Origin of the sequence: Microbacterium sp. LMI1-1-1.1 (assembly GCF_040815675.1) — a bacterium.
Lineage (GTDB): Bacteria > Actinomycetota > Actinomycetes > Actinomycetales > Microbacteriaceae > Microbacterium.
Window position 1 is genome coordinate 325,942 of sequence record NZ_JBFPNN010000008.1, and the last position, 20,332, is coordinate 346,273.

Genomic DNA, 20,332 nt, shown 5'->3' on the forward strand with positions numbered 1-20,332 from the left:
ACGATCCGAAGGAGCAATGATGCCCATACCCGCTGCCTCGACCGGCACCCGCCGGCGCAGCACCCGCGTCGCGAGGACCCTCGCGGCCGGTCTCCTGGGCGGAGCGCTCGTGGCGACAGGAGCGATCCTGCCCGCCGGCGCCGCCGTCGACCCCGCCGTCAACACACCGGCGGATCTCCCCCAGCAAGAGCAGGGCGTGACCCTGCGCACCTACAGCACCCCGCCCCTCACCGAAGTGTGCACTCTCAAATCGGGCCAGACCCCGAACGTCGACAAGCTGATGTCGACGATCGACTGGACGACCGACGAGCAGTTCGGCGCGGGCGACAACTTCATCACCCACGCGCTGGCGAACCTTACGGTCAGTCAGCCCGGCGAGTACGCCTTCCGCCTCACGAGCGACGACGGATCCCGCCTGACGCTCGACGGCACGCAGATCATCGACAACGACGGACTGCACGGCCCGGAGGCCGTGGAGGGCACGGCGACGCTCGACGTCGGCGTCCACGACCTCTTCGTGGAGATGTTCGAGGCGACCAACGGCCAGCAGCTGACGGTCGAGTGGAAGACGCCGGGGAGCTCGAGCTTCACGGTCATCCCGGCGAACGTGCTCAGCACCGAGACCGGCGTCGTCCGCGTGACGGCGCCCGGCACGAAGTACTGCGAGGGCAGCGCCGACTCCGCCGGCGACGGTCTCCGCCTGGATGCCGTCAACCCGAACTACACGCTGGTCGACCTGCGCCCCGCCGGCTTCACGCCCAAGGTCGCCGCTCTCGACTTCACCGACGCGGGCGACCTCGCGGTGCTCACCACGGGATCGGTCAACTCCGGCGGATGGGACACCAGCACGCCGGGCAAGGTCTTCCTGATGAAGAACGTCCAGGCGGCCGACGGCCCGGAGGACGTCACCGCGGTGGAGATCGCCAGCGGCCTGCAGAACCCCATGGGCATCGACGTCATCGGCGACAAGATCTACGTCTCGGAGCGCTACCAGCTCACCGAGCTCAGCGATCCCGACGGCGACGGCGTCTTCGACAGCAAGCGCACGGTCGCCTCCTACCCCTCGGGCAACAACTTCCACGAGTTCGCGTTCGGGCTGATCCACGACGACGAGAACTTCTACGTCAACCTCTCCGTCGCCATCGACAACGGGGGAGCGACGACCAACCCGCAGCCGGCGGCCAACCGCGGCACGACGGTGAAGATCAACCGCGCCACCGGTGCGATCGAGTACGTCGCCGGTGGGCTGCGGACCCCGAACGGCATCGCCTTCGGTCCCGAGGACGAGCTGTTCGCCATGGACAACCAGGGCGCGTGGCTGCCGAGCTCCAAGCTCGTCCACGTCGAGCAGGGACGGTTCTTCAACCACTTCACGAACCCCGCCGGACCCTTCGACGACCAGCCGGTGACGCAGCCGGCCGTCTGGATCCCGCAGAACGAGATCGGCAACTCCCCGAGCACGCCGATCCTCCTCGAGAACGGTCCGTTCGCCGGCCAGATGATGTTCGGCGACGTCACCTACGGCGGCCTGCAGCGCGCCTTCCTCGAGAAGGTCGACGGCGAGTTCCAGGGCGCCGTGTTTCGTCACTCGGCGGGCTTCGAGGTCGGCGTCAACCGCGTCATCGAGGGCCCCGACAAGTCCCTCTACGTCGGCGGGACCGGCGAGGGCGGCAACTGGGGCGAGGCGGGCAAGCTGACGTACGGTCTGCAGAAGCTCGTGCCGAACCAGAACAACGCGTTCGACATCGTCTCGATGGAGGTCGTCGAGGGCGGCTTCGACGTCACCTACACGCAGCCGCTCTCGGACGAGACCGTCGCGAACATCGCGCGGGCCTACCGCGCGCAGCAGTGGCGCTACCTCCCCACGTCCACCTACGGCGGGCCCAAGCTCGACGAGGAGGTGCTCAGCGTGTCGGCGGCGACCGTCTCCGAGGACCGTCGGACGGTGCGGCTGACGCTGGACGGCCTCAAGCAGGGACGCGTCGTCCACCTGCGCTCGCCGCAGCCCTTCGCGTCCGCGACGGGCGAGAAGCTGTGGAGCACCGAGGCCTGGTACACGCTGAACAGCCTGCCCGGCTACGTCTCCCCGGCCGACCGCGGCTGGTACGAGGCCGAGGAGGCGCGTCTCACCGGCGGCGCCAAGGTCGACTGGGAGCACAGCGGCTACTCGGGCGCCGGTTTCGCCGGCGGCATGTGGTCGGTGGGCTCGGCCTTCGAGTTCACGGTGGACGTGGATGCCGCGGGCACCTACCCCGTGAACGTCCGGTACGCGAACGGTCCGAACCCGGCTCCGGGCGCGAAGGACGTCAACCTCTACGTCAACGGGCAGAAGATCGGCCCGTGGGAGTTCCCCTCCACGACGGACTGGAAGACGTGGCGCACCGTGACCCGCGACCTCGACCTGCAGGCGGGCAGCAACACCATCGCGCTGAAGTACGACACCGGCACGAAGGGCAACCTGAACGTCGACGTCCTCTCGCTCGGTGCGGCGGACATCTGCACGCCGGCGCAGATCGAGGAGGGGTACCGTCCGCTCTTCGACGGCACGCTGACGAGCCTCGACGGGTGGCGCATGGCCGGCCCCGGCGGCTTCGGACGTCAGGACGACTGCAGCATCCGCGGCGAGGGCGGGCTCGGCCTGCTCTGGCACCAGGGCGGCGAGCTCGAGGACTACAGCCTCAAGCTGGACTGGAAGCTCGTGGCCGACCACAACGGCGGCGTCTTCGTCGGGTTCCCCGACCCCAAGGGCGACCCGTGGGTGGCGGTCAACCAGGGCTACGAGATCCAGATCGACGCGACGGATGCCGACGACCGCACGACCGGGGCGATCTACACGTTCCAGGGCGCCGACCTGGATGCCGTGGAGGCCGCGCTCAACCCCGTCGGCTCGTGGAACGCCTACGAGATCGTCGTGCGGGGGCAGACCATCAAGGTCTTCCTCAACGGGACGCTGGTGAACGACTTCACCAGCACCGACCCGGCGCGCGACATCTCTCAGGGCTTCATCGGCGTGCAGAACCACGGCGGTGGAGAGGCGGTGTCCTACCGGAACATCCGGGTCATGGACATCGACGAGCCGGCGCCGCTCGCGCTGACGGCGTCCGCGGAGCTGCGCTGCCTCGCCAAGAAGGCGTCGCTGACGGTGCGCGCGACCAACACCGACACGGTGCCGGTCGACGTGACCCTCACCTCGGCGTGGGGCGAGCGGGTGATCGAGGATGTGCAGCCGGGCAAGTCCGTGTTCCACACCTTCACCACCCGTGCCGCGTCCGTCCCGGCCGGCGAGGCCACGGTGAGCGCGACCGCTGACGGTCGTACCGGCGAGGCCACGGCCGCGTACGCGGCCAAGAGCTGCGGCTGATCCCCCACGCGCCTCCGGTGGCGGGCTCCTCCGAGCCCGTCGCCGGAGGCGCTCCTCCGTTCTCAGGAAGACCCCCGATGCTCGCTTCCCTCGGTCGCCGGATGAGCCGGCACCGCCTCCTCGTCCTCGTCGCCTGGGCGGTCCTCGTCGCGGGCGGCTCCGCCCTCGCGGGCGACGTGTTCGACCGCGCCGTCTCCGTCGCCGACGCCCCCGCGGGGTCGGAGTCCCGCACGACCCAGGAACGCCTCGACGCCCTCGACCCCGAGGGCGAGATCGTCACCGCCGTCATCTCCGGCGAGGACTTCTTCGCCCCGGCGCTGCGCGAGAGCGCCACGGCCGTCATGGCCGAGGTGCGGGCGCTGCCCGGCGTGGGCGAGGTCACCGACGCCTATACCGCGGGCGGCGCGATCGGCGACGACGGCCGTTCGTCCCTCGTCGTCGTCGAGCTCGCGCAGGGCCTGGACGGCGACGAGGCCCACGCCGTGGCATCCCGTGTCGCCGACGTCCTGCGGACGATCGACGCTCCCGAGGTGCTCGTCGGCGGCGAGCTGCTCGCGGAGGCGGCCTTCGTCGACCGCGCCACCACCGACGCGGCCGTCGGGGAGGGGATCGCCCTCCTCGGGCTGGTCGCCCTGCTCACCGTGGTCCTCGGCTCGATCCGCATCGCACTGCTGCCGGTCCTGGCGGCGCTCGCCGCGGTCGCGCCGACCCTCGCCGTCCTCGGGGGTCTCGCCCGCATCGCCGAGGTGAACGAGTTCGCCGTCAACGTCGTCACGATCCTCGGCCTCGGCCTCGCCGTCGACTACTCCCTCCTCGTCGTCCTGCGGCTGCGCGAGGAGCGGGCCGCGACGCCGGAGGCGCCCGTCGACGACCTCGTCGGCCGCGCGCTCGCCGGAGCGGGCCGGGCCGTCCTCGTGTCGGGGCTCGCCGTGGGGGTGGCGCTGCTGGGCCTGCTGATCCTGGGCGACCCGCTCCTGTCCGGGATGGCGCTCGGCGGGGCCGTCGTCGTCCTGTTCGCCACGTTCGCCGGCCTGACCCTGGTCCCGGCCGCCCTGTCCTACCTATGCCGCGCCCTCCCCGCACGGCACGCCCGCACCTGGGCCCGGCCGTGGGCCGGCCGTCCGGGGCGGTCCCGCGAGGGCCTCCTGGTCCGTTCGACCCGGCTCGCGCAGCGACGGCCGCTGCTCGTCACCGTGGGCGCCACGGCCGCCCTGCTCGCGCTCGCCGCACCGCTGGCATCCCTCTCCCTCGACTCCTCCGACATCCGGTCCCTGCCCGCCGCCGCCGAGGAGCGGCGCGCGTACGAGGCGGTCACGACCGGGTTCACGGGTCTCGGCGTCGAGCCCGTCACGGTCCTCGTCGAGGGTTCGGTCCAGGATGCCGCCGTCACCGACCTCCTCGACCGCATCGCCGCGCGTCCCGAGGTCGCCGACGCGGACCTCGTCACGGGCCTGCCGGCGGACGTCACCGTCGTCGACTTCCGTCCCGTCGGGGACTCCGCGACGGGGGCGGAGGCCGTGCGCCTCGTCGAGGAGGTGCGGGGGATGGATGCCGCGGTCGCCGTACGGGTGACCGGGCCGGCGGCCTTCCTCGTCGACTCCCGCGACCATCTGCGCGAGCGCGCCCCGTGGGCGGCGATCGTCATCGCGGTCTCGGCCGTGGCCCTGCTGTTCGCCCTCACGCGCTCGCTGATCGTCCCGGTGAAGGCGCTCCTGCTGGCCGGTCTGACGGTGTCCGCGACGCTGGGCGTCCTCGTCGCGCTGTTCTCCTGGGGGTGGGGCGGGGCGCTGCTCGGGTTCACCCCGACCGGCGCGCTCGACCTCACCACCCCGCTGCTCATCGGCGTGCTGGCCTTCGGCCTGACGATGGACTACGAGGTGTTCCTGCTCGCGCGCATCACGGAGCGCTGGCGCGCCCGCGACCGCGCGGTCGACCCCCGCCGGGCCAACGCCGAGGCCGTGCGCCACGGGATCGCGCGGACCGGTCCGGTCGTGACCCTGGCCGCGGCTGCCATCTGCATCGTGTTCCTCGGCTTCGCGTTCGGGGAGCTCGTGGCCATGAAGGAGATCGGCGTGGGCATGGTCGTCGCGGTCGTCCTCGACGTGACCGTCGTCCGCGGCCTGCTGCTGCCCGCGGTCATGACCCTGCTCGGACGGGCGAACTGGTGGCCCGGCTCCCGGCCCGTCCGCCCGCTCCCCGCCGCGGACCCGCCGCCGTCCTCTCCCGCGGCCCCCGCGATGCCGTCCTTCGGAGTTCGGGGCGACACGCCGCGGGCAGACTCGGCCGTACCGGCGTGTCGGCCGTGAACTCCGCACGACGGCGCCCCGACCCCGCACGACGGCGCCCCGACGGCACCTCGCCGACGCCCCGCGTAGGCTGAACGCATGCACGGCGAGTACAAGGTCCCTGGCGGGAAGCTGGTCGTCGTCGACCTCGAGGAACGCGACGGACGCATCTCCGGCTTCCATCTCGCGGGCGACTTCTTCCTCGAGCCCGACGACGCCCTCGACGACATCGACGCGGCCGTGAACGGACTCCCGATCGAGTCCGACGTCCCGACGATCGCCGCGGCCATCCGCGCCGCCCTGCCCGAGGGGGCGCAGCTGCTCGGCTTCACGCCCGAGGCCGTCGCCACGGCCATCCGACGCGCGCTCGTCACCGCCCCCGGCTGGGCGGACTTCGAGTGGGAGGTCGTCCACGACGGCCCCGTCTCGCCCCGCATGAACCTCGCCCTCGACGAGGTGCTCACGACCCGCGTCGGCGCCGGCCTGCGCAAGCCGACGCTGCGCCTGTGGGAGTGGGACGAGAGCGCCGTCGTCATCGGCTCGTTCCAGTCGCTGCGCAACGAGGTCGATCCGGCCGGGGCGCAGAAGCACGGCTTCGACGTCGTCCGCCGCATCTCCGGCGGCGGTGCGATGCTCATGGGCGCGAACTCGATCGTCACCTACTCGCTCTACGTCCCGGCATCCCTCGTCGCCGGAATGACGTTCGCCGACTCGTACGCGTTCCTCGACGACTGGGTGCTCCAGGCGCTCCGCTCGCTGGGCATCGACGCGGTCTACCAGCCGTTGAACGACATCGCCGGTCCGCACGGCAAGATCGGCGGTGCGGCGCAGAAGCGTCTCGCGAACGGCGGCGTGCTGCACCACGCGACGCTCAGCTACGACATGGACGGCCAGGTGCTCACCGAGGTGCTGCGCATCGGCCGCGAGAAGCTCAGCGACAAGGGCACCGTCTCGGCCGCCAAGCGCGTGGACCCGCTCCGCAGCCAGACCGGTCTGTCGCGCGAGGAGATCATCGAGCGCTTCATCCAGACGTTCACCACGCTGTACGGCGCGACCCCGGGCAACGTCACTCCGGACGAGTACGCCGAGGCCGAGGCCCTCGTCGCGTCGAAGTTCGCCACCGACGCGTGGCTGCAGCGCGTCCCGTGAGCGCCGAGACGATCGACGGCATCCTCGACGAGGGCGCCGTCGAGATCCACCACGCCGACAACCTCGACGTCACGCGCACGTTCGCCGACGGGACGTTCACCCTCGTCTACCTCGACCCGCCCTTCAACACGGGGCGCACCCGTCAGAAGGCGGTCGAGTCCGCGAAGTGGACGCCTCCGGCGGACGAGACCCCGGATGCCGCTGCCCCCGAGCCCGTGGCATCCCCTCTCCTCCTCCCGGGCGAGGTCGACGAGGAGGCGCCCGCTCCCGTCGTGCAGCGGGGCTTCCACGGGCGCGAGTACTCGCGGCTGCGCGGGGACCTGCGCACGTACGACGACAAGTTCGACGACTACTGGGGCTTTCTGGAGCCGCGGCTGGTGGAGGCGTGGCGGCTGCTCGCCGACGACGGCACGCTGTACCTCCACCTGGACTACCGCGAGGTGCACTACGCGAAGGTCATGTGCGATGCGCTGTTCGGGCGCGAGCGCTTCTTGAACGAGCTGATCTGGGCGTACGACTACGGGGCGAAGTCGCGGCGGCGCTGGCCGACCAAGCACGAGACGATCCTCGTGTACGTGAAGAACCCCGACCGCTACTTCTTCGACACCGACGCGGTGGACCGCGAGCCGTACATGGCGCCGGGCCTCGTCACGCCCGAGAAGGCCGCCCGCGGCAAGCTCCCGACCGACGTGTGGTGGCACACGATCGTGCCGACCACCGGCCGCGAGAAGACGGGGTATCCGACGCAGAAGCCCGAGGGCGTGCTGCGCCGGATCGTGCAGGCCTCGAGCCGTCCGGGCGACCGGGTGCTCGACATGTTCGCCGGCAGCGGCACGTTCGGGGCGGTCGCGTCGCCGCTCGGCCGCCGCTCCGTGCTCATCGACGACAACGCCGACGCGGTGGCGGTCATGCGCAAGCGTCTCCCGCATGCGGACGTGCACGCCTGACGGCTCCCGCCGCGCGCCCGGTCAGTCGCCCGCGCGGAGGACGTGCTGGCGCAGGTCGTCGAGCGTCTGCTGCATGTGCCCGTCCATCGCCCGTCGCGCGGCGTCGGCGTCGCCGCTGCGGATGGCCTCGAGCACGCGCTCGTGCTCGGCGATGGCGTGCTCCTGGATGACCCGGACCCGCGACGTCTGCGCCCGCCGCTCCGAGAGCACCTCCGTCAGCGGCGCGAACATCACCCGCAGGAACGGGTTCCGGGATGCTGAGAGGATCCGGTCGTGGAAGGACAGGTCGGCCGCGACGAAGGCGTCGAGGTCGTCGGCCCGGTGCGCCTCCCTCATCGACGCGAGGTCGGCCTCGATGGCATCCACTTCGGTGTCCTGCGCCCGTTCGGCGGCCAGCGCGGCCGCACCGGTCTCGAAGATGCGACGCAGCTCGATGAGCTGCTCCGCCGCGGACGCGTCCGCGCTGGCGGAGGTGGCGGCGAGGACGGCGCTGAGCGAGGTCCACCGGGCGAGGGGCTGCACGAACGACCCGCGGCCGCTCTCGACGCGGACGACGCCGCGTGCCTGCAGGGTCTTGATGGCCTCGCGGACCGTGACGCGGCTGACGTCGAAGCGCTCGCCGAGCTCGGCCTCGCTGGGGAGAGCCTGCTCGGCGGTCAGCTGCTGAGCGATGATGTCGTCGAAGAGACCGTCGACGACCTCGTCGACGCGTGAACGTCGTGCCATGGCATCCCCTTTCCGGTCCAACCTAATCGCCGGGCCGGGGAAGATCGGGTCGGTCCGGGGCGCGTTCCTGCATTGGGGTGCGCTCACCCCGCCCGATGCACGAACACCGCCTCGGACCCACCGCGATGCGTCCCCGCCCCGGCGGAGCGGCAGACCTCAGCCGGCGAGGGCGAACACCGCCCAGGTCAGCAGGAACCCGGCGACACCGAGGATCGTCGTGAGCACGGTCCAGGTGCGCAGGCCGTCGGCGACGGTGAGCCCGAGGTAGCGCGTGACGATCCAGAAGCCGGCGTCGGTGACCATGGACAGGCCGAGCGAGCCGAACCCGACCGCCACCGCGACCGCGGCGATCTGCAGCGGGCTGTAGCCGGCCTCGGCGACGCCCGCCGACAGCAGGCTCGCGGTCGTCACGATCGCCACGGTCGCCGAGCCCTGGGCTCCGCGCAGCGCGAGCGTGATGAGGAACGCCGCCCCCAGGAGGGGCACGCCGAGGTTCTCCAGGGTGACCGACAGGGCGGTGCCGATGCCCGACGCCTGGAGGACGGCTCCGAAGACGCCGCCGCCGGCGACGACGAGGAGGATCGAGGCGATCGGGGGCATGGAGCTCTCGAACACCTCGTTGGTCCGGGCCAGGCCCCAGCGACGGCGGACCGGGAGCACGAAGAACGCCACCAGGACCGCGACGAGCAGGGCGAGGGCGGGCGTTCCGATGAACGTGGCGACTCCGCGCCCGGCCGAGTCGGCCGGCAGGCTCAGCGAGAGCACCGTGCCGACGAGGATCTGCACGATCGGCAGGGCGATGAGGCCGATGACGGTGCCGGCGCGCGGCGGGGCCATCACGGTGCCGTCCGGGCGACGGGACTCGATGACCGTGCTGGTCTGGCCGAACTCCGCCATCTGCGCCGCCACCCGCGGAGCCAGGGCGTAGTCGGTGCGGTTCATGATCCGCGCGACCCAGAAGCAGAGGAGTCCGAGCACGGCGCAGATCGGCAGCGAGATCGCCGTGACGAGACCCAGGTCGGCGCCGAAGACGCCGGCGCCCGCGACGACGCCGGGGTGCGGCGGGACGGCGACGTGCACGGCGAGCATGAGGCCGAACATGGGCAGGCCGAAGACGATCGGCTTGACGCCCGCGATCTTGCTGAAGGCGTAGAGGATCGGCACGAGCACGATCACGCCCACCTCGAAGAACACCGGGATGGCGACGACGAACGCGACGATCGTGAGCGCGACGGCCACCCGGCGAGGGCCGAGGCGGTCGGTGAAGCTCTCGGCGAGGTGCTGCACCCCACCGGACACCTCGATCAACCGACCGAGGATGGCGCCCAGCGCGATGATGATGAGCACCTTGCCCATGGTCGAGCCGACGCCGTTCCCGACGAGGGTGAAGACGTCGCCCGCGGGGATCTGCGCCGACAGCGCCACCGCGACGCTCGTGATGAGCAGCGCGACGAAGGCGTGGACCTTGAACAGGATGATGAGCACCAGCAGCAGGGCGATGCCGGCCGCGGCGATGGCGAGCAGCGCCCCGGTGCCGAACTCGACGGCGGGGGCGATGGGCGGGGTGTCCGCGGTGTGGATGAACACGTCGGGATCTCCTTCGATTCCGGGCAGAGGTGAGGGTCAGCCGCGACGGCGCTCGGGGGCCACGGCGCGGATGACGGAGGAGTCGTCGCGGGAGCCGAGGCCCTGCGAGCGACCGGTGAGGTACAGCTGCTCGGCGGCGGCCGCGACCGGGGTGGGCAGACCGACGCGGCGGGCGGCGTCACCGACGATCCCCATGTCCTTGACGAAGATGTCGAGCGCGCTCAGCACCTCGGCGCCCTCCTCGTCGTAGGCCTGCAGCATGCGCGGACCGCGGTTGCCGAGCATGAACGAGGCGGCGGCCCCGCCCATGAGGGCCTCGAGCGTCTTCTCGGGGTCGAGTCCGAGGGCGTCCGCGAGGGCCAGAGCCTCTCCGGCGGCGGCGATGTGGACGCCGCAGAGGAGCTGGTTGACGGTCTTCAGCGCCTGTCCGTCTCCGGCGTTGTCGCCGACGACGGTGAGAGTGGATGCCAGGAGCTCCAGCACCGGGGCGGCCTTCTCACGCGCGGCCGGGGTGGCGCCCACGACGATGAGCAGGTCGCCCTGCCCGGCGCGGACGGGGCCGCCCGAGAGGGGAGCGTCGACGAGGTCGATCCCGTCGGCGGCGAGACGCTCCGCGACGGGGCGGATCCCCGCGGTGCCGACGGTGCTGGTGAGGATGACGACCGAGCCGGGGCGGAGCGCCGTCGCGATGCCGGTGTCGCCGAAGAGCACGTCGTCCAGCTGGTACTGGTCACGGACGGCGAGCAGGACCGCGTCCGCGTCCGCGACAGCCTCGCGCGCGGAGGGGAACGGCGTCACGCCCTGCTCCTCCGCGAGGCGCAGACGGGCCTCCGCGATGTCGAAGCCGTGGACGGTGAGTCCGGTCGCGAGACGCGTGGCCATGGGGAGGCCCATCGCCCCCAGCCCCAGGACGGTGACGGTGTAGGCGGCGGTCATGAGAAGCTCCTTCGCTCTTCCTGGCGACCACCGGCAGTGGTCAGGCGTCAGCCATCATATGGGTTGCGAGCGAAAAATGTCACGCTTCGTCGGCGGCCGGACCTTGACAGGCGAAGCGCTCGTTGCCATGATTCCGGCAGGATGTTAGCGCAAACATGAGCGATCATCCCGAAGAGAACTGGCACACCCAGGCGGTCCCCCGGCCGTCTCGTCGTCTCGAGGAGGAGACGTCGCCCCGTGCTCGAACGTGCACTCCGATGCCTCGGCGTGCGCGCGCGAGATTCCCCCACTCCAGCCCTGACGGGCTCCGTGCTTGAGAGGCACACCATGTTCCGGACATCGACGTCCACCCGTCCGAAGCGGTACACGAGGACCCGGGCGCTGGGCGCGCTCGTCGTCGCGTTCGCAATCGGTTTCACCACCTTCGGCGCGACCGCGCCCGCCTCGGCGGCCGCGCCGGTCGGCACCGGTCCCAACCAGGAGATCCGCAACCAGCAGAACACCCTCTGTCTCGACGACTACGGATTCAACACCCAGCCCGGCGCCGAGGTCCGCCAGTGGACGTGCCTCGAGGGCGTCAATCAGCTGTGGGCCGTGACCGACCTCGGCAACGGCTTCGCCGAGATCAAGAACAGGCACAGCAACCTCTGCCTGGACAACTTCAACTTCGCCACCGCCCCCGGGTCGGAGGTCCGGCAGTGGACCTGCCTCCGCAACGAGGTGCAGCAGTGGGCGTTGACCGACGTCGGCGGCGGGTGGACCGAGATCCGCAACCGCTACAACAATCTCTGCCTGCAGAGCGCGACCGCTCCCACCGACGGCGGACTGCTCGTGCAGACCACCTGCAACAACTCCGGTGTTCAGCGCTGGCGTCTGACGGACCCGAACGTGTCGAAGCTCACCTACTCGCTCGCGCGGTCGGCGAACCCGACCGAGGACGAGGCGGACGCCTACGCCCGCATCACCGACGCGATGGACCGTGCCGTCGCCCGCTACAACCGTTTCAACAACACCCACCGGCACCTGACGGTGGAGTACGCCCCGTGGGTGCAGACGGCCGACGCGAGCATCAACGGCAACATCCGCTTCGGCTCCAACCGCGGCTTCATGCAGGAGGGGACCGCTCTGCACGAGATCTCGCACACCGTCGGCGTCGGCACCGCCGGGCACTTCCAGGCCAAGTGCGACGCGCAGGACTGGCCGTCGGCGCTTCCCCTGCTGCGCTCGTGGGACGGTCCCGACGCGCGCATCAACTGCGGGGGCTCGCACTTCTGGCCCTACGGCCTGAACTACTCCAACGAGTACAACGAGACCAACTTCGACCGCAACGTCCGCCTCGTGCAGGCCATGCACCACGACGGTCTCTGACCTCCTGACGACAGCGCCGGCCCCGGCGGGTCCCTTCGCCCACGCGGAGGATCCCATCGGGGCCGGCGCCCTTCCCCCGACCACCCCGGGTGTCAAGCCCGCCGCGGGCGCAGGGGAGGGGCGTAGCGTCGCCGCGTTCACCCCCTCACCTGTTCGGAGGACTCCCATGAGCAAGACCTGGTTCATCACCGGCGCATCCAAGGGCTTCGGCCGCGAGTGGGCCGAGGCGGCGCTGGAGCGGGGCGACAACGTCGCCGGAACCGCGCGCAACCTCGACGATGTGCAGGAGCTCGTCGACGCCTACCCCGACAACTTCCTCGCGTTGCAGCTCGACGTCACGGACCGCTCGGCCGACCGGCATGCCGTCCGTGAGGCCCACGAGAAGTTCGGGCGGCTCGACGTCGTCATCAACAACGCCGGCTTCGGCCACTTCGGCATGGTCGAGGAGCTCACCGAGGACGAGGTGCGCGCGCAGCTGGAGACGAACTTCTTCGGCGCCCTGTGGGTCACGCAGGCCGCCCTCCCCGTCATGCGCGAGCAGGGCTCGGGCCACATCATCCAGGTCTCGAGCATCGGCGGCATCAGCGCGTTCCCCACGGTGGGCGCCTACCACGCGTCGAAGTGGGCCCTCGAGGGACTGTCGCAGTCGCTCTCGCAGGAGGTCGCCGGGTTCGGCATCCATGTGACCCTCGTCGAGCCGGGCGGGTACTCCACCGACTGGTCCGGCCCGTCCGCCAAGCGCAGCGAGGAGATCGAGGCCTACGCCGACGTCCGCGAGCAGGCGTCGAAGCGTCCCTCGGCTGCCGACCCCGGCAAGCCGGAGGCGACCCGTGCCGCGATCCTGAAGGTCGTGGATGCGGAGAACCCGCCGCTGCGCATCTTCTTCGGCAAGGCGCCCCTGGGCATCGCCGAGAAGGACTACGAGTCCCGTCTGCAGACCTGGCGCGAGTGGCAGCCGGTGTCCGAGGAGGCCCACGGCTCCTGACCCCGCGGGCCGGTCGCATCATGGAGCTGCAGCGACTGCCGCAGGGTGCGGCGTGGTCCCATCGCGGGGCGAGGGACGGGTTCGAGGTGGCCTTCTTCCGCCCGCTCGGTTCCGGGTACCGCATCAGCGGCCACACGTCCGCGGACGAGGACTCCACGAGGTGGTCGGTGGGGTACGAGGTCGAGGTGGATGCCGCCTGGACCACGACCCGTGTCCGGGCGACGACGCTCACAGAGGGCGGCGAGCGGGACGTCGCGCTGCGGTGCGACGGCGGCAGGTGGTCGGTGGACGGCGAGTTCCGACCTGACCTCGATGGATGCCACGACGTCGACTTCGAGTCGTCCGCAGTCACGAACACGCTCCCGCTTCATCGCCTCGCCCTCGGCGAGGGTGTCGGCGTGGACGTCCCGGCGGTCTTCGTCCGCGCCGACGACCTCCGCGTGGAACGGCTCGAACAGCGATACACGCTGCTCGCGAGGTCGGCCGATTCGCTCACCTTCCACTACGCGTCGACCACGTTCGGATTCGCTTGCAAGCTGCGCTACGACGGCGCCGGGTTGATCGTGGACTACCCCGGGATCGCCGTCCGCCACTCGTGAGGCGGGCGCTCGCTCAGTTCCGACCGCGCCGGTGCCGCAGCTGATAGCGCAGGGCGTCGGCGGACGAGAACCCCGCCTCCCGCGCGATCTGCGCGAGCGGCGGTCGCGGCTCCTCCTGCATCAGCAGAAGGGCGGCCCGGTGCCGGCGCCGGGCGAGGACCTCGCGCGGGCTGGCACCGTGCTCCTCGAACGTCCGGGACAGGTGACGCGGGCTCACCCCCAGGCGCCGTGCGAGCGTCTGGATGGTGAAGTCCGGATCGCTCGAGCCCTCGTCGATGTACGCGAGCGCCTTGTCGTACAGGGTGGCATCCGGCGAGACCCAAGCATCCCGGCGGACCTTCTCGGTCATCTCCGCCCGCAGCGCCGAGACGAGTCCGACGATGCCCGCCTGCAGAGCGAAGCCCGTGGTCGGGGAAGCATCCGGCCGAGAGTTCAAGATGCCGTTCACCGCCGACGTCAAGGCGGCCCACGGCACGCCTTCGTCCATCCGCGTGGCCGTCAGAGGGGTGCGGTCGGGATCCGGGGATGCCACGCGCAGCTCCACCTCGATGCGCGCAGAGGGCGCGGTGCAGAGCAGTGCGGTGAGCTGTGCCGCGACGCAGACGAGCGCCGACCCCTGGGAGAGGGTGAGGCTTTCCCCGAGGTTCGTCCGCAGGTGCGTCTCGCCCTCGATCTGGAGCAGCGCGCAGATCACAGGCTGCCGCGGCTCGCTGCTCGGCCGACGCTCGAAGGCCGACGCGGTGTGCCACACCCGTCGCAGCACCGTCGACAGCAGCTGCGCCTCGTCGACGAAGGCGTAGCTGACGGCGAGGTCCGTCGTCGCCCGCCATCCGTGCTCCGAGAACCACTCCTCCATCGCCGCACCCTCGTAGCGCGTGGGGCGGCTGGCGGCAGTCGTCATCGAACTTCCAGGGGTCGGGCCGTCTCGGGCGAGCAGGCGTCCTTTGATCGTTGCCACGAGTCGCCGCAGGGATCGAGCGCGGACGAGGAAATCATCCGCTCGGAAGAACGAATTCACCCGATGGCGGGGTCGAGCACCTCAGCGCCCTCGACCGTCCTCCCCAGGGCGTATCGCAGGGCGCTCGCCGAGGGGAAGCCGCTGGCGTGCGCGATCGTGGTCAGCGACGCATCCGTCCCGCCCGAGATGAGGAGCTGCGCGGCGATCGACCGGCGTTCCGTGAGCGCCGCTTTGGGGGCGGCGAAGGCGATCCGGAAGACCCGAGCGAGGTGGCGCGGTGTCACGCCGAGCTCGGACGCCAACGCCTGCACCGTCACGCCAGGCGTGCCGGCGCGCGCGTCGATGAGGGCGCGGGCCCGGGCGAGCAGGTCGCGCGCCTCGTCGGGAGCGGGAGGGATGCCGCGCGCCACGAGCTCATCGACGACGGATGCCGCGAGGTGGGCGACCGCCGCCTGCAGGTGGGCGTCGACGGTCGGCGACACGCGCCGGGTCACGTTGAGGCTGGCGATCACCACGGCGCTCAGGGTGTGGACGGCGCGGGAGTCGTGGGCGGGCGCGGTGAGCACGACCGTGTCGGGCAGGTCGAAAGCGGCGACGTCGGCGGAGATCTCGACCTCCACTCGGGCGGACGGTCCGTCCGCGCGGAGCTCCAGGACGTGCGGCAGGGCGCAGACGAGGACGCCGCCCTCTTCGACGTGATGTGTCGCGCCGTCCCGGGTGCAGAAGGTCGTCTCGCCCTCGGCCTGCATCGACACGAGGATCTTCGATGCGGGCGTGACCCGGCGCGTCGCCGCGAGCGGGGAGTGGGCGATACGACGCACGGTCGTCGTCAGATGCGCGGCCTCGTCCGCGAAGCAGTACGGCGCGTTACCCCGCACGTCCGCCGTCCATCCGTGGTCGTCGAACCAGCGGCCCACCCCGGCGACGGTGCTTGGGGCGCCGGGGACCTGCGTCTGTCTCACGTGCCGGACCTTCCCTCTGTTCACCTCCCCCACGGTGACTCAGTGAGGATGCGGGGTGACTGCTTCGCCCGCTGACCACATCCGCGGGTTCACCCCTCAGCGTCTCGAGCTTCACCTCCCGACCTCCTTATGAGTGAGGGGAGCGCATTCGAAATAGGCGACAAGTGACGGAGGGGTGAAGTCCGACAGGTCTTACGGACACAGTCAGGATTTCGCGACCCGAGACGGCCGACGGGGGATCGGGTTGCCGAGAGTGTGTGCAGTCCATCGCGGCCCGACCTGGGGCGAAGCGAGGCCCGTCGATACCGGCAACCGGCCGCTCGACCCGATCCCTGAGGGAGAACCATGCGTGACACCACCGCACCGGTCGGCGACGACGTCGCCGCCGGCATGAAGCGACGAACGATCCTGGCCGGTGCGGCCTGGAGCGTTCCCGTCATCGCCGTCGCCACGGCCAGCCCCGCCTTCGCGGCGACGAACGATCTGAAGTTGGCGTTCGACAAGACCTCGTACAGCGGAAAGGCCTGCGGAACGATCTCGGGGGTGAAGGTCACGGCCACCCGGAACAACGTCGCGGCACCCGGAGAGTCGATCACCGTCACGCTCAGCAACGGCTACACGTTCAGTGACGGCTCGACCAGCTACACCGGGACATCCGGAGCCGACGGCTCGATCACCCTGCCCGACATCAAGGTTCCTGCGAAAGGCGGCGACTCTCCCCTCAGCGCGACCTCGGGGTCCACCTCGGCGAGCTCGACCGCGACATCGCCGAAGGTGAATCCGCTGCACTTCGAAGTGTTCACATCCGGCTCGAACCCCGCGCAGTATCAGCCCAGCGACAAGATCCCCCAGGACGCCACCCCGCTGGCCGGTGGGTACTACTGGCAGTCGGGTTCCACCATCTATCGTCAAGACGGCACGGTCGCGACCACGGATGCGAAGACGGTCACCGCAGACTTCAACAACTGGGGTGACGGCAATCAGAGGAACCTGGCGTGGACGACCTCGAAGGGTGAGAACAAGTACGAGGTCTGGACGCAAGGCCAGGATCCCGCGCAGGCCGATGCGAACAGCAAGATCCCGAGCGGCGCGACGCCATTGGCTGCCGGGTACTACTGGAAGTCCGGGAACACGGTCTACCGTCAGGATGGGACGAAAGTCGCCGAGGATGTGGACACCGTCTCGGCGGACTTCACGAACTGGGGTACGAAGAACCAGAAGCGGATCGCCTGGACGAACACCTCCGGGAAGCTGAAGGAGGAGGTCTGGACGTCCGGAGATGACCCGTCCCAGGGGGACGCCAGCGCAAGCGGGAAGATCCCCGACAAGTCCACCCCGCTCGCCGGCGGTCTCTATTGGCAGGACGGCAAGACGATCTACCGTCAGGACGGCACGAAGGTGACGACCGACGCCGCCAAGGTCTCTGCGACGTTCAACAACTGGGGCACCGCCAACCAGTCGGTCGTCGCCTGGACCGATTCGGATGGCAAGCTCCACAACGAGGTGCACACCTCCGGGTCCGATCCCTCGGCGGGCACTCCGAGCGACAAGATCCCGTCCAACGCGACGCCCCTTGCCGGCGGAATCTACTGGCAGTCCGGGACCACCATCTACCGGGGGGACGACGGCTCGATCGCGGCGAAGGACGTCGAGGCGGTTCAGGCGGAGTACACCAACTGGGGCTCGAAGAACCAGAAGATCTTCGGGTGGCGTCAGAAGCTGACGTGCTGACCTGACCTGACCCCGGGAACGCGGTCCGCCTCACCGGCGGATACAACGGTGGTCCCCGCAGCTGCGGGGACCACCGTTCTTCGTCTCGCATCAGCTGCCCGCGACTCCGTTAGTCGAACAGGAGGCCGCCGCGCTGCATGAGGTCGATCGTCGACTGCAGGGAGCGGGCGAACGGCACCCCCATCGGCGGAAGCCCGTGTGCCGTGACGACGGCGGCCGCGATCTCGCGATGGGTCGCGCCTCCGTGACACGCCCGCCAGATCGTCGGGGCGATCCCGGTCAGACGGGTCACCGCTCCGGCATCCCCCGTCGTCCGCTGCAGCACGAGCATGTCCGACGCGTCCGAGACGGCGTCGACGAACGGTGCGGTCACGAGCCTCCCCGCGAGCGGGGTCTGTGCGAGCTCGAACGAGGCGGGCTCGACGGTCACCTCGGTCGTGGGCCCGGCGTGATCGCCGTTCAACAGCTCGGCGATGTACGGCCGAAGCTCCGTGTTGTCGCGGTACTCGAGACGGAATACCGGAGCCCGTCGGAGGTGTGCGGCGATCGTCGCGAGCGGTGCCGGCAGGCGCACGAGGCTGCTCGACTGGCGCGCGACCTCCTCGATCGCGGTCAGCGTGTCTACGGGCGTCGGACGCGGCGTCGCCGGGGCGCCCGGCGAACGCCGGAGGAACACGACCACCGCCAGTCGCAGGTCCTCGTCGGGCAGGTCGCCCATCCGCAGAGCGCGGGGCGGGATCTCGCAGCGCCACCGCTCACCCGACACCACGATCGACAGAGGCTTGCGGTAGGGGCGGACGCGTCCGTCGCTCTCGACGGTGACGTTCTCGTCGGAGACGTACGAGAAGGCCCGCGACAGCCGTCGGACCGCCGTGGTCTTGCCGGCACCCGACGGGCCGACCAGCATGCACACCCGCCCTCGAGCGTCGGCGACGCCACCGGCGTGGACCATCCAGGCCTGACCCCGTCGGTGGGCGATGACGCGGTGGGTGACCTCGTTCGACAGGGCGGACAGCGCGCGGTCATGACCGCCGTCCAGTCGCGGATCCGGTACCTCGACGACGAGGTCGGGCCTGTCGGCATCCTGAGCCCAGGCGCCCTCCCAGGCTCGGCTGACCACGTCGTGGAACCCGGTGGTCATGTCGGGCGAGAAGCGCAGGGCCACCTTCGCGCCCAGAGCGTCGACCACCACGTCGGACAGGCACGAGCCCAGCGGGATCTCGGACGTCGGCGTCGGGAACGCCATGATGTCCGTCATTCCTGCACCACCTCGGGCGTGCGAGACGCCGCGAGCACCGCGAGCAGCTGGTCGAGCTCCTCCGGGCCGTTCGCGTAGGGCCGCACGGGTCGGCCGTCGGTCCCGATGAGGACGGCGACGGGGCGCTCCGAGCCGATCTCGAGCGTGTGGGCGAGGAGACCGGCGGGGTCGATGGCACTGGGGGTGCGCGGACCGTCTGCCGAACGGGCGGGACCGTTCCAGTCCACCTCGTGGCCGGCGGCGTACACGATGCGGGCGTCGACGAAGGAGGAGAGCTCGGCGTGGTCGCGGTCGAGCAGTGCCTGCGCCGACTCGCATCGGCCGCACAACGGCTGCGAGAACAGCAGCAGCTGCGCCCGTTCCCGCAGAGCCGCCTGCACCACGTCGACCACGAGCCCGTCCTCACGGATGAGGACCGGACGCGGGTGCGCGGCCAGCGGCGACGCGTCGGCAACCGGCCGGTGCGTCGCCGCCACGGTCATGCCCGCGACGAGGGCGACGACGAGGGATGCCACGATCAGCGCGAACGTACGGACGGGGTTCTGGAACAGCGCACCCACGACCGACGACGCCTGCTCGGCGGTCGCGAGGACGGCAGCGGTGGTCATCGCGCCCGCGAGCATGGCGAAGAGCAGATTGCGGCGGGAGACCGCGGGGGAGAGCGGCGTCGGGGCGACGCGACCGAGGCATCCGCAGTCCGCCGTCGATCCCGCCCGGACCGCACGTCTCGCGATGGCCCAGAAGCCCAGCATCGACAGGGTGACCACGCCGGCGGCCAGGATGCGCGTCACGCCGTCGGACACCAGCAGGAGCACGCCCAGACCGATCTCGCCGATCGAGACGGCTCCGACCAGCAGTCGGGGGAGAGGCAGCGTCAGACGGAGCGACCGCATGGTCGTTGCAGCGTCGTCCAGCGCGGCGAGCTTCCCCACGCCGCTCACGAGGAGGAACGGCGCCGCGACGGCGGCGAGGACGATGTAGGCGGCGCTCATTCTTCTCCCTGCGGCCCGGGTGGGACCGGACGAGATGGCGGTGCTGACGGGCTCTGCCCTCAGCATGGAAGCGGAGCGGAAGCGGCCGCACTCTTTTCCGGTGGCGATCGCGCATTCTTCACCCGGTGTACCGCCCGCTCGGCGATTCTTCTCACCCGGTCCCCGCGGACAGCGGTCCACGGAAGCGCTTCTCCTCACGCTCCTACCCTCGGCGCAGCCCTGCTCCGTTCGCGCTTCGTTGTGAGACAAGATGCCCCGCCGCCTCATCGCCCCCCTGCTGCTCGCCGTGCTGCCGCTCCTCGCCGGCTGCGGGCTGCTGTCCGTCCCCGCGGCGACGGGCAGCGGACCCCTGCCCGCCGTCGCCCGAACGCCCACCGCCATCCCCACGGACGCGACCCTGCCGCCGGGGACACCGGTCGCGGCCGGACGCTGGTCGTGGATCGTCGGCCCCGTCCTCTGGGACCGGACCCCGTCGATCCTCGCCGCGA

15 protein-coding genes are annotated in these 20,332 nt (G+C 71.0%); 8 read left to right on the forward strand and 7 right to left on the reverse strand.

Annotated elements, in window-relative coordinates; genetic code table 11:
* The first annotated feature begins 19 nt into the window (after positions 1-19).
* The 4 genes from MRBLMI1_RS11175 to MRBLMI1_RS11190 all read left to right on the forward strand — a co-directional run bounded on the left by MRBLMI1_RS11175 (position 20) and on the right by MRBLMI1_RS11190 (position 7,742).
* Positions 20-3,361, forward strand: a complete 3,342-nt coding sequence (locus tag MRBLMI1_RS11175; protein ID WP_367732692.1) for a family 16 glycoside hydrolase — start codon at positions 20-22, stop codon at positions 3,359-3,361.
* A gap of 77 nt (positions 3,362-3,438) precedes the next feature.
* Positions 3,439-5,667: an MMPL family transporter gene (locus tag MRBLMI1_RS11180; RefSeq protein ID WP_367732695.1), complete on the forward strand. Its 2,229-nt coding sequence runs from the start codon at positions 3,439-3,441 to the stop codon at positions 5,665-5,667.
* 78 nt (positions 5,668-5,745) lie between these two features.
* Complete coding sequence (locus tag MRBLMI1_RS11185) at positions 5,746-6,795, forward strand: lipoate--protein ligase family protein (RefSeq protein ID WP_367732697.1); 1,050 nt, start codon at positions 5,746-5,748, stop codon at positions 6,793-6,795.
* Positions 6,792-7,742, forward strand: coding sequence for a DNA-methyltransferase (locus MRBLMI1_RS11190; protein ID WP_367732699.1), 951 nt, complete (start codon positions 6,792-6,794; stop codon positions 7,740-7,742). The genes MRBLMI1_RS11185 and MRBLMI1_RS11190 overlap by 4 nt, the downstream gene beginning before the upstream one ends.
* A 21-nt stretch (positions 7,743-7,763) precedes the next feature.
* Here MRBLMI1_RS11190 and MRBLMI1_RS11195 read toward each other — a convergent pair whose 3' ends face one another.
* From MRBLMI1_RS11195 to MRBLMI1_RS11205, 3 genes are all read right to left on the reverse strand, one after another.
* The gene (locus MRBLMI1_RS11195; protein WP_367732701.1) at positions 7,764-8,468 is read right to left on the reverse strand and encodes a FadR/GntR family transcriptional regulator; all 705 of its coding nucleotides are present in this window, start codon (positions 8,466-8,468) and stop codon (positions 7,764-7,766) included.
* A 156-nt stretch (positions 8,469-8,624) separates the two neighbouring features.
* Entirely contained in the window at positions 8,625-10,055 is a 1,431-nt protein-coding gene (locus tag MRBLMI1_RS11200) for a GntP family transporter (protein ID WP_367732703.1), read from the reverse strand.
* Between the two features lie 36 nt (positions 10,056-10,091).
* The gene (locus MRBLMI1_RS11205; RefSeq protein WP_367732705.1) at positions 10,092-10,991 is read right to left on the reverse strand and encodes an NAD(P)-dependent oxidoreductase; all 900 of its coding nucleotides are present in this window, start codon (positions 10,989-10,991) and stop codon (positions 10,092-10,094) included.
* A 327-nt stretch (positions 10,992-11,318) separates the two neighbouring features.
* On the opposite strand from MRBLMI1_RS11205, the gene MRBLMI1_RS11210 reads away from it, so the two are divergent.
* The 3 genes from MRBLMI1_RS11210 (at position 11,319) to MRBLMI1_RS11220 (ending at position 13,943) form a co-directional block, all read left to right on the forward strand.
* Positions 11,319-12,359, forward strand: a complete 1,041-nt coding sequence (locus MRBLMI1_RS11210) for an RICIN domain-containing protein (RefSeq protein ID WP_367732707.1) — start codon at positions 11,319-11,321, stop codon at positions 12,357-12,359.
* Positions 12,360-12,525: 166 nt separating this feature from the next.
* Positions 12,526-13,344: an SDR family oxidoreductase gene (locus MRBLMI1_RS11215; RefSeq protein WP_367732738.1), complete on the forward strand. Its 819-nt coding sequence runs from the start codon at positions 12,526-12,528 to the stop codon at positions 13,342-13,344.
* Positions 13,345-13,364: 20 nt separating this feature from the next.
* The gene (locus MRBLMI1_RS11220) at positions 13,365-13,943 is read left to right on the forward strand and encodes a putative glycolipid-binding domain-containing protein (RefSeq protein WP_367732740.1); all 579 of its coding nucleotides are present in this window, start codon (positions 13,365-13,367) and stop codon (positions 13,941-13,943) included.
* A 13-nt stretch (positions 13,944-13,956) separates the two neighbouring features.
* Here MRBLMI1_RS11220 and MRBLMI1_RS11225 read toward each other — a convergent pair whose 3' ends face one another.
* Positions 13,957-14,844 (reverse strand): AraC family transcriptional regulator, encoded by an 888-nt coding sequence (locus MRBLMI1_RS11225; RefSeq protein WP_367732742.1) that lies wholly within the window; start codon positions 14,842-14,844, stop codon positions 13,957-13,959.
* A gap of 113 nt (positions 14,845-14,957) precedes the next feature.
* The gene (locus MRBLMI1_RS11230; RefSeq protein ID WP_367732744.1) at positions 14,958-15,863 is read right to left on the reverse strand and encodes a helix-turn-helix domain-containing protein; all 906 of its coding nucleotides are present in this window, start codon (positions 15,861-15,863) and stop codon (positions 14,958-14,960) included.
* Between the two features lie 345 nt (positions 15,864-16,208).
* Here MRBLMI1_RS11230 and MRBLMI1_RS11235 point away from each other — a divergent pair, with 345 nt between their 5' ends.
* Complete coding sequence (locus MRBLMI1_RS11235; RefSeq protein ID WP_367732746.1) at positions 16,209-17,594, forward strand: hypothetical protein; 1,386 nt, start codon at positions 16,209-16,211, stop codon at positions 17,592-17,594.
* Positions 17,595-17,703: 109 nt separating this feature from the next.
* Here MRBLMI1_RS11235 and MRBLMI1_RS11240 read toward each other — a convergent pair whose 3' ends face one another.
* Together MRBLMI1_RS11240 and MRBLMI1_RS11245 are read right to left on the reverse strand one after the other, a co-directional pair.
* Complete coding sequence (locus tag MRBLMI1_RS11240; RefSeq protein WP_367732748.1) at positions 17,704-18,852, reverse strand: hypothetical protein; 1,149 nt, start codon at positions 18,850-18,852, stop codon at positions 17,704-17,706.
* Positions 18,849-19,844 (reverse strand): MauE/DoxX family redox-associated membrane protein, encoded by a 996-nt coding sequence (locus MRBLMI1_RS11245; RefSeq protein WP_367732751.1) that lies wholly within the window; start codon positions 19,842-19,844, stop codon positions 18,849-18,851. The genes MRBLMI1_RS11240 and MRBLMI1_RS11245 overlap by 4 nt, the downstream gene beginning before the upstream one ends.
* Positions 19,845-20,332: the final 488 nt, after the last annotated feature.

What these genes read in the sequence shown, in the direction of transcription:
- MRBLMI1_RS11235 (WP_367732746.1), top strand. Translation starts at nt 16,209, where the DNA reads ATGCGTGACACCACCGCACCGGTCGGCGACGACGTCGCCGCCGGCATG.
- MRBLMI1_RS11240 (WP_367732748.1), bottom strand. Translation starts at nt 18,852, where the DNA reads ATGACGGACATCATGGCGTTCCCGACGCCGACGTCCGAGATCCCGCTG.
- MRBLMI1_RS11220 (WP_367732740.1), top strand. Translation starts at nt 13,365, where the DNA reads ATGGAGCTGCAGCGACTGCCGCAGGGTGCGGCGTGGTCCCATCGCGGG.
- MRBLMI1_RS11225 (WP_367732742.1), bottom strand. Translation starts at nt 14,844, where the DNA reads ATGACGACTGCCGCCAGCCGCCCCACGCGCTACGAGGGTGCGGCGATG.
- MRBLMI1_RS11245 (WP_367732751.1), bottom strand. Translation starts at nt 19,844, where the DNA reads ATGAGCGCCGCCTACATCGTCCTCGCCGCCGTCGCGGCGCCGTTCCTC.
- MRBLMI1_RS11180 (WP_367732695.1), top strand. Translation starts at nt 3,439, where the DNA reads ATGCTCGCTTCCCTCGGTCGCCGGATGAGCCGGCACCGCCTCCTCGTC.
- MRBLMI1_RS11210 (WP_367732707.1), top strand. Translation starts at nt 11,319, where the DNA reads ATGTTCCGGACATCGACGTCCACCCGTCCGAAGCGGTACACGAGGACC.
- MRBLMI1_RS11215 (WP_367732738.1), top strand. Translation starts at nt 12,526, where the DNA reads ATGAGCAAGACCTGGTTCATCACCGGCGCATCCAAGGGCTTCGGCCGC.
- MRBLMI1_RS11205 (WP_367732705.1), bottom strand. Translation starts at nt 10,991, where the DNA reads ATGACCGCCGCCTACACCGTCACCGTCCTGGGGCTGGGGGCGATGGGC.
- MRBLMI1_RS11195 (WP_367732701.1), bottom strand. Translation starts at nt 8,468, where the DNA reads ATGGCACGACGTTCACGCGTCGACGAGGTCGTCGACGGTCTCTTCGAC.
- MRBLMI1_RS11175 (WP_367732692.1), top strand. Translation starts at nt 20, where the DNA reads ATGCCCATACCCGCTGCCTCGACCGGCACCCGCCGGCGCAGCACCCGC.
- MRBLMI1_RS11185 (WP_367732697.1), top strand. Translation starts at nt 5,746, where the DNA reads ATGCACGGCGAGTACAAGGTCCCTGGCGGGAAGCTGGTCGTCGTCGAC.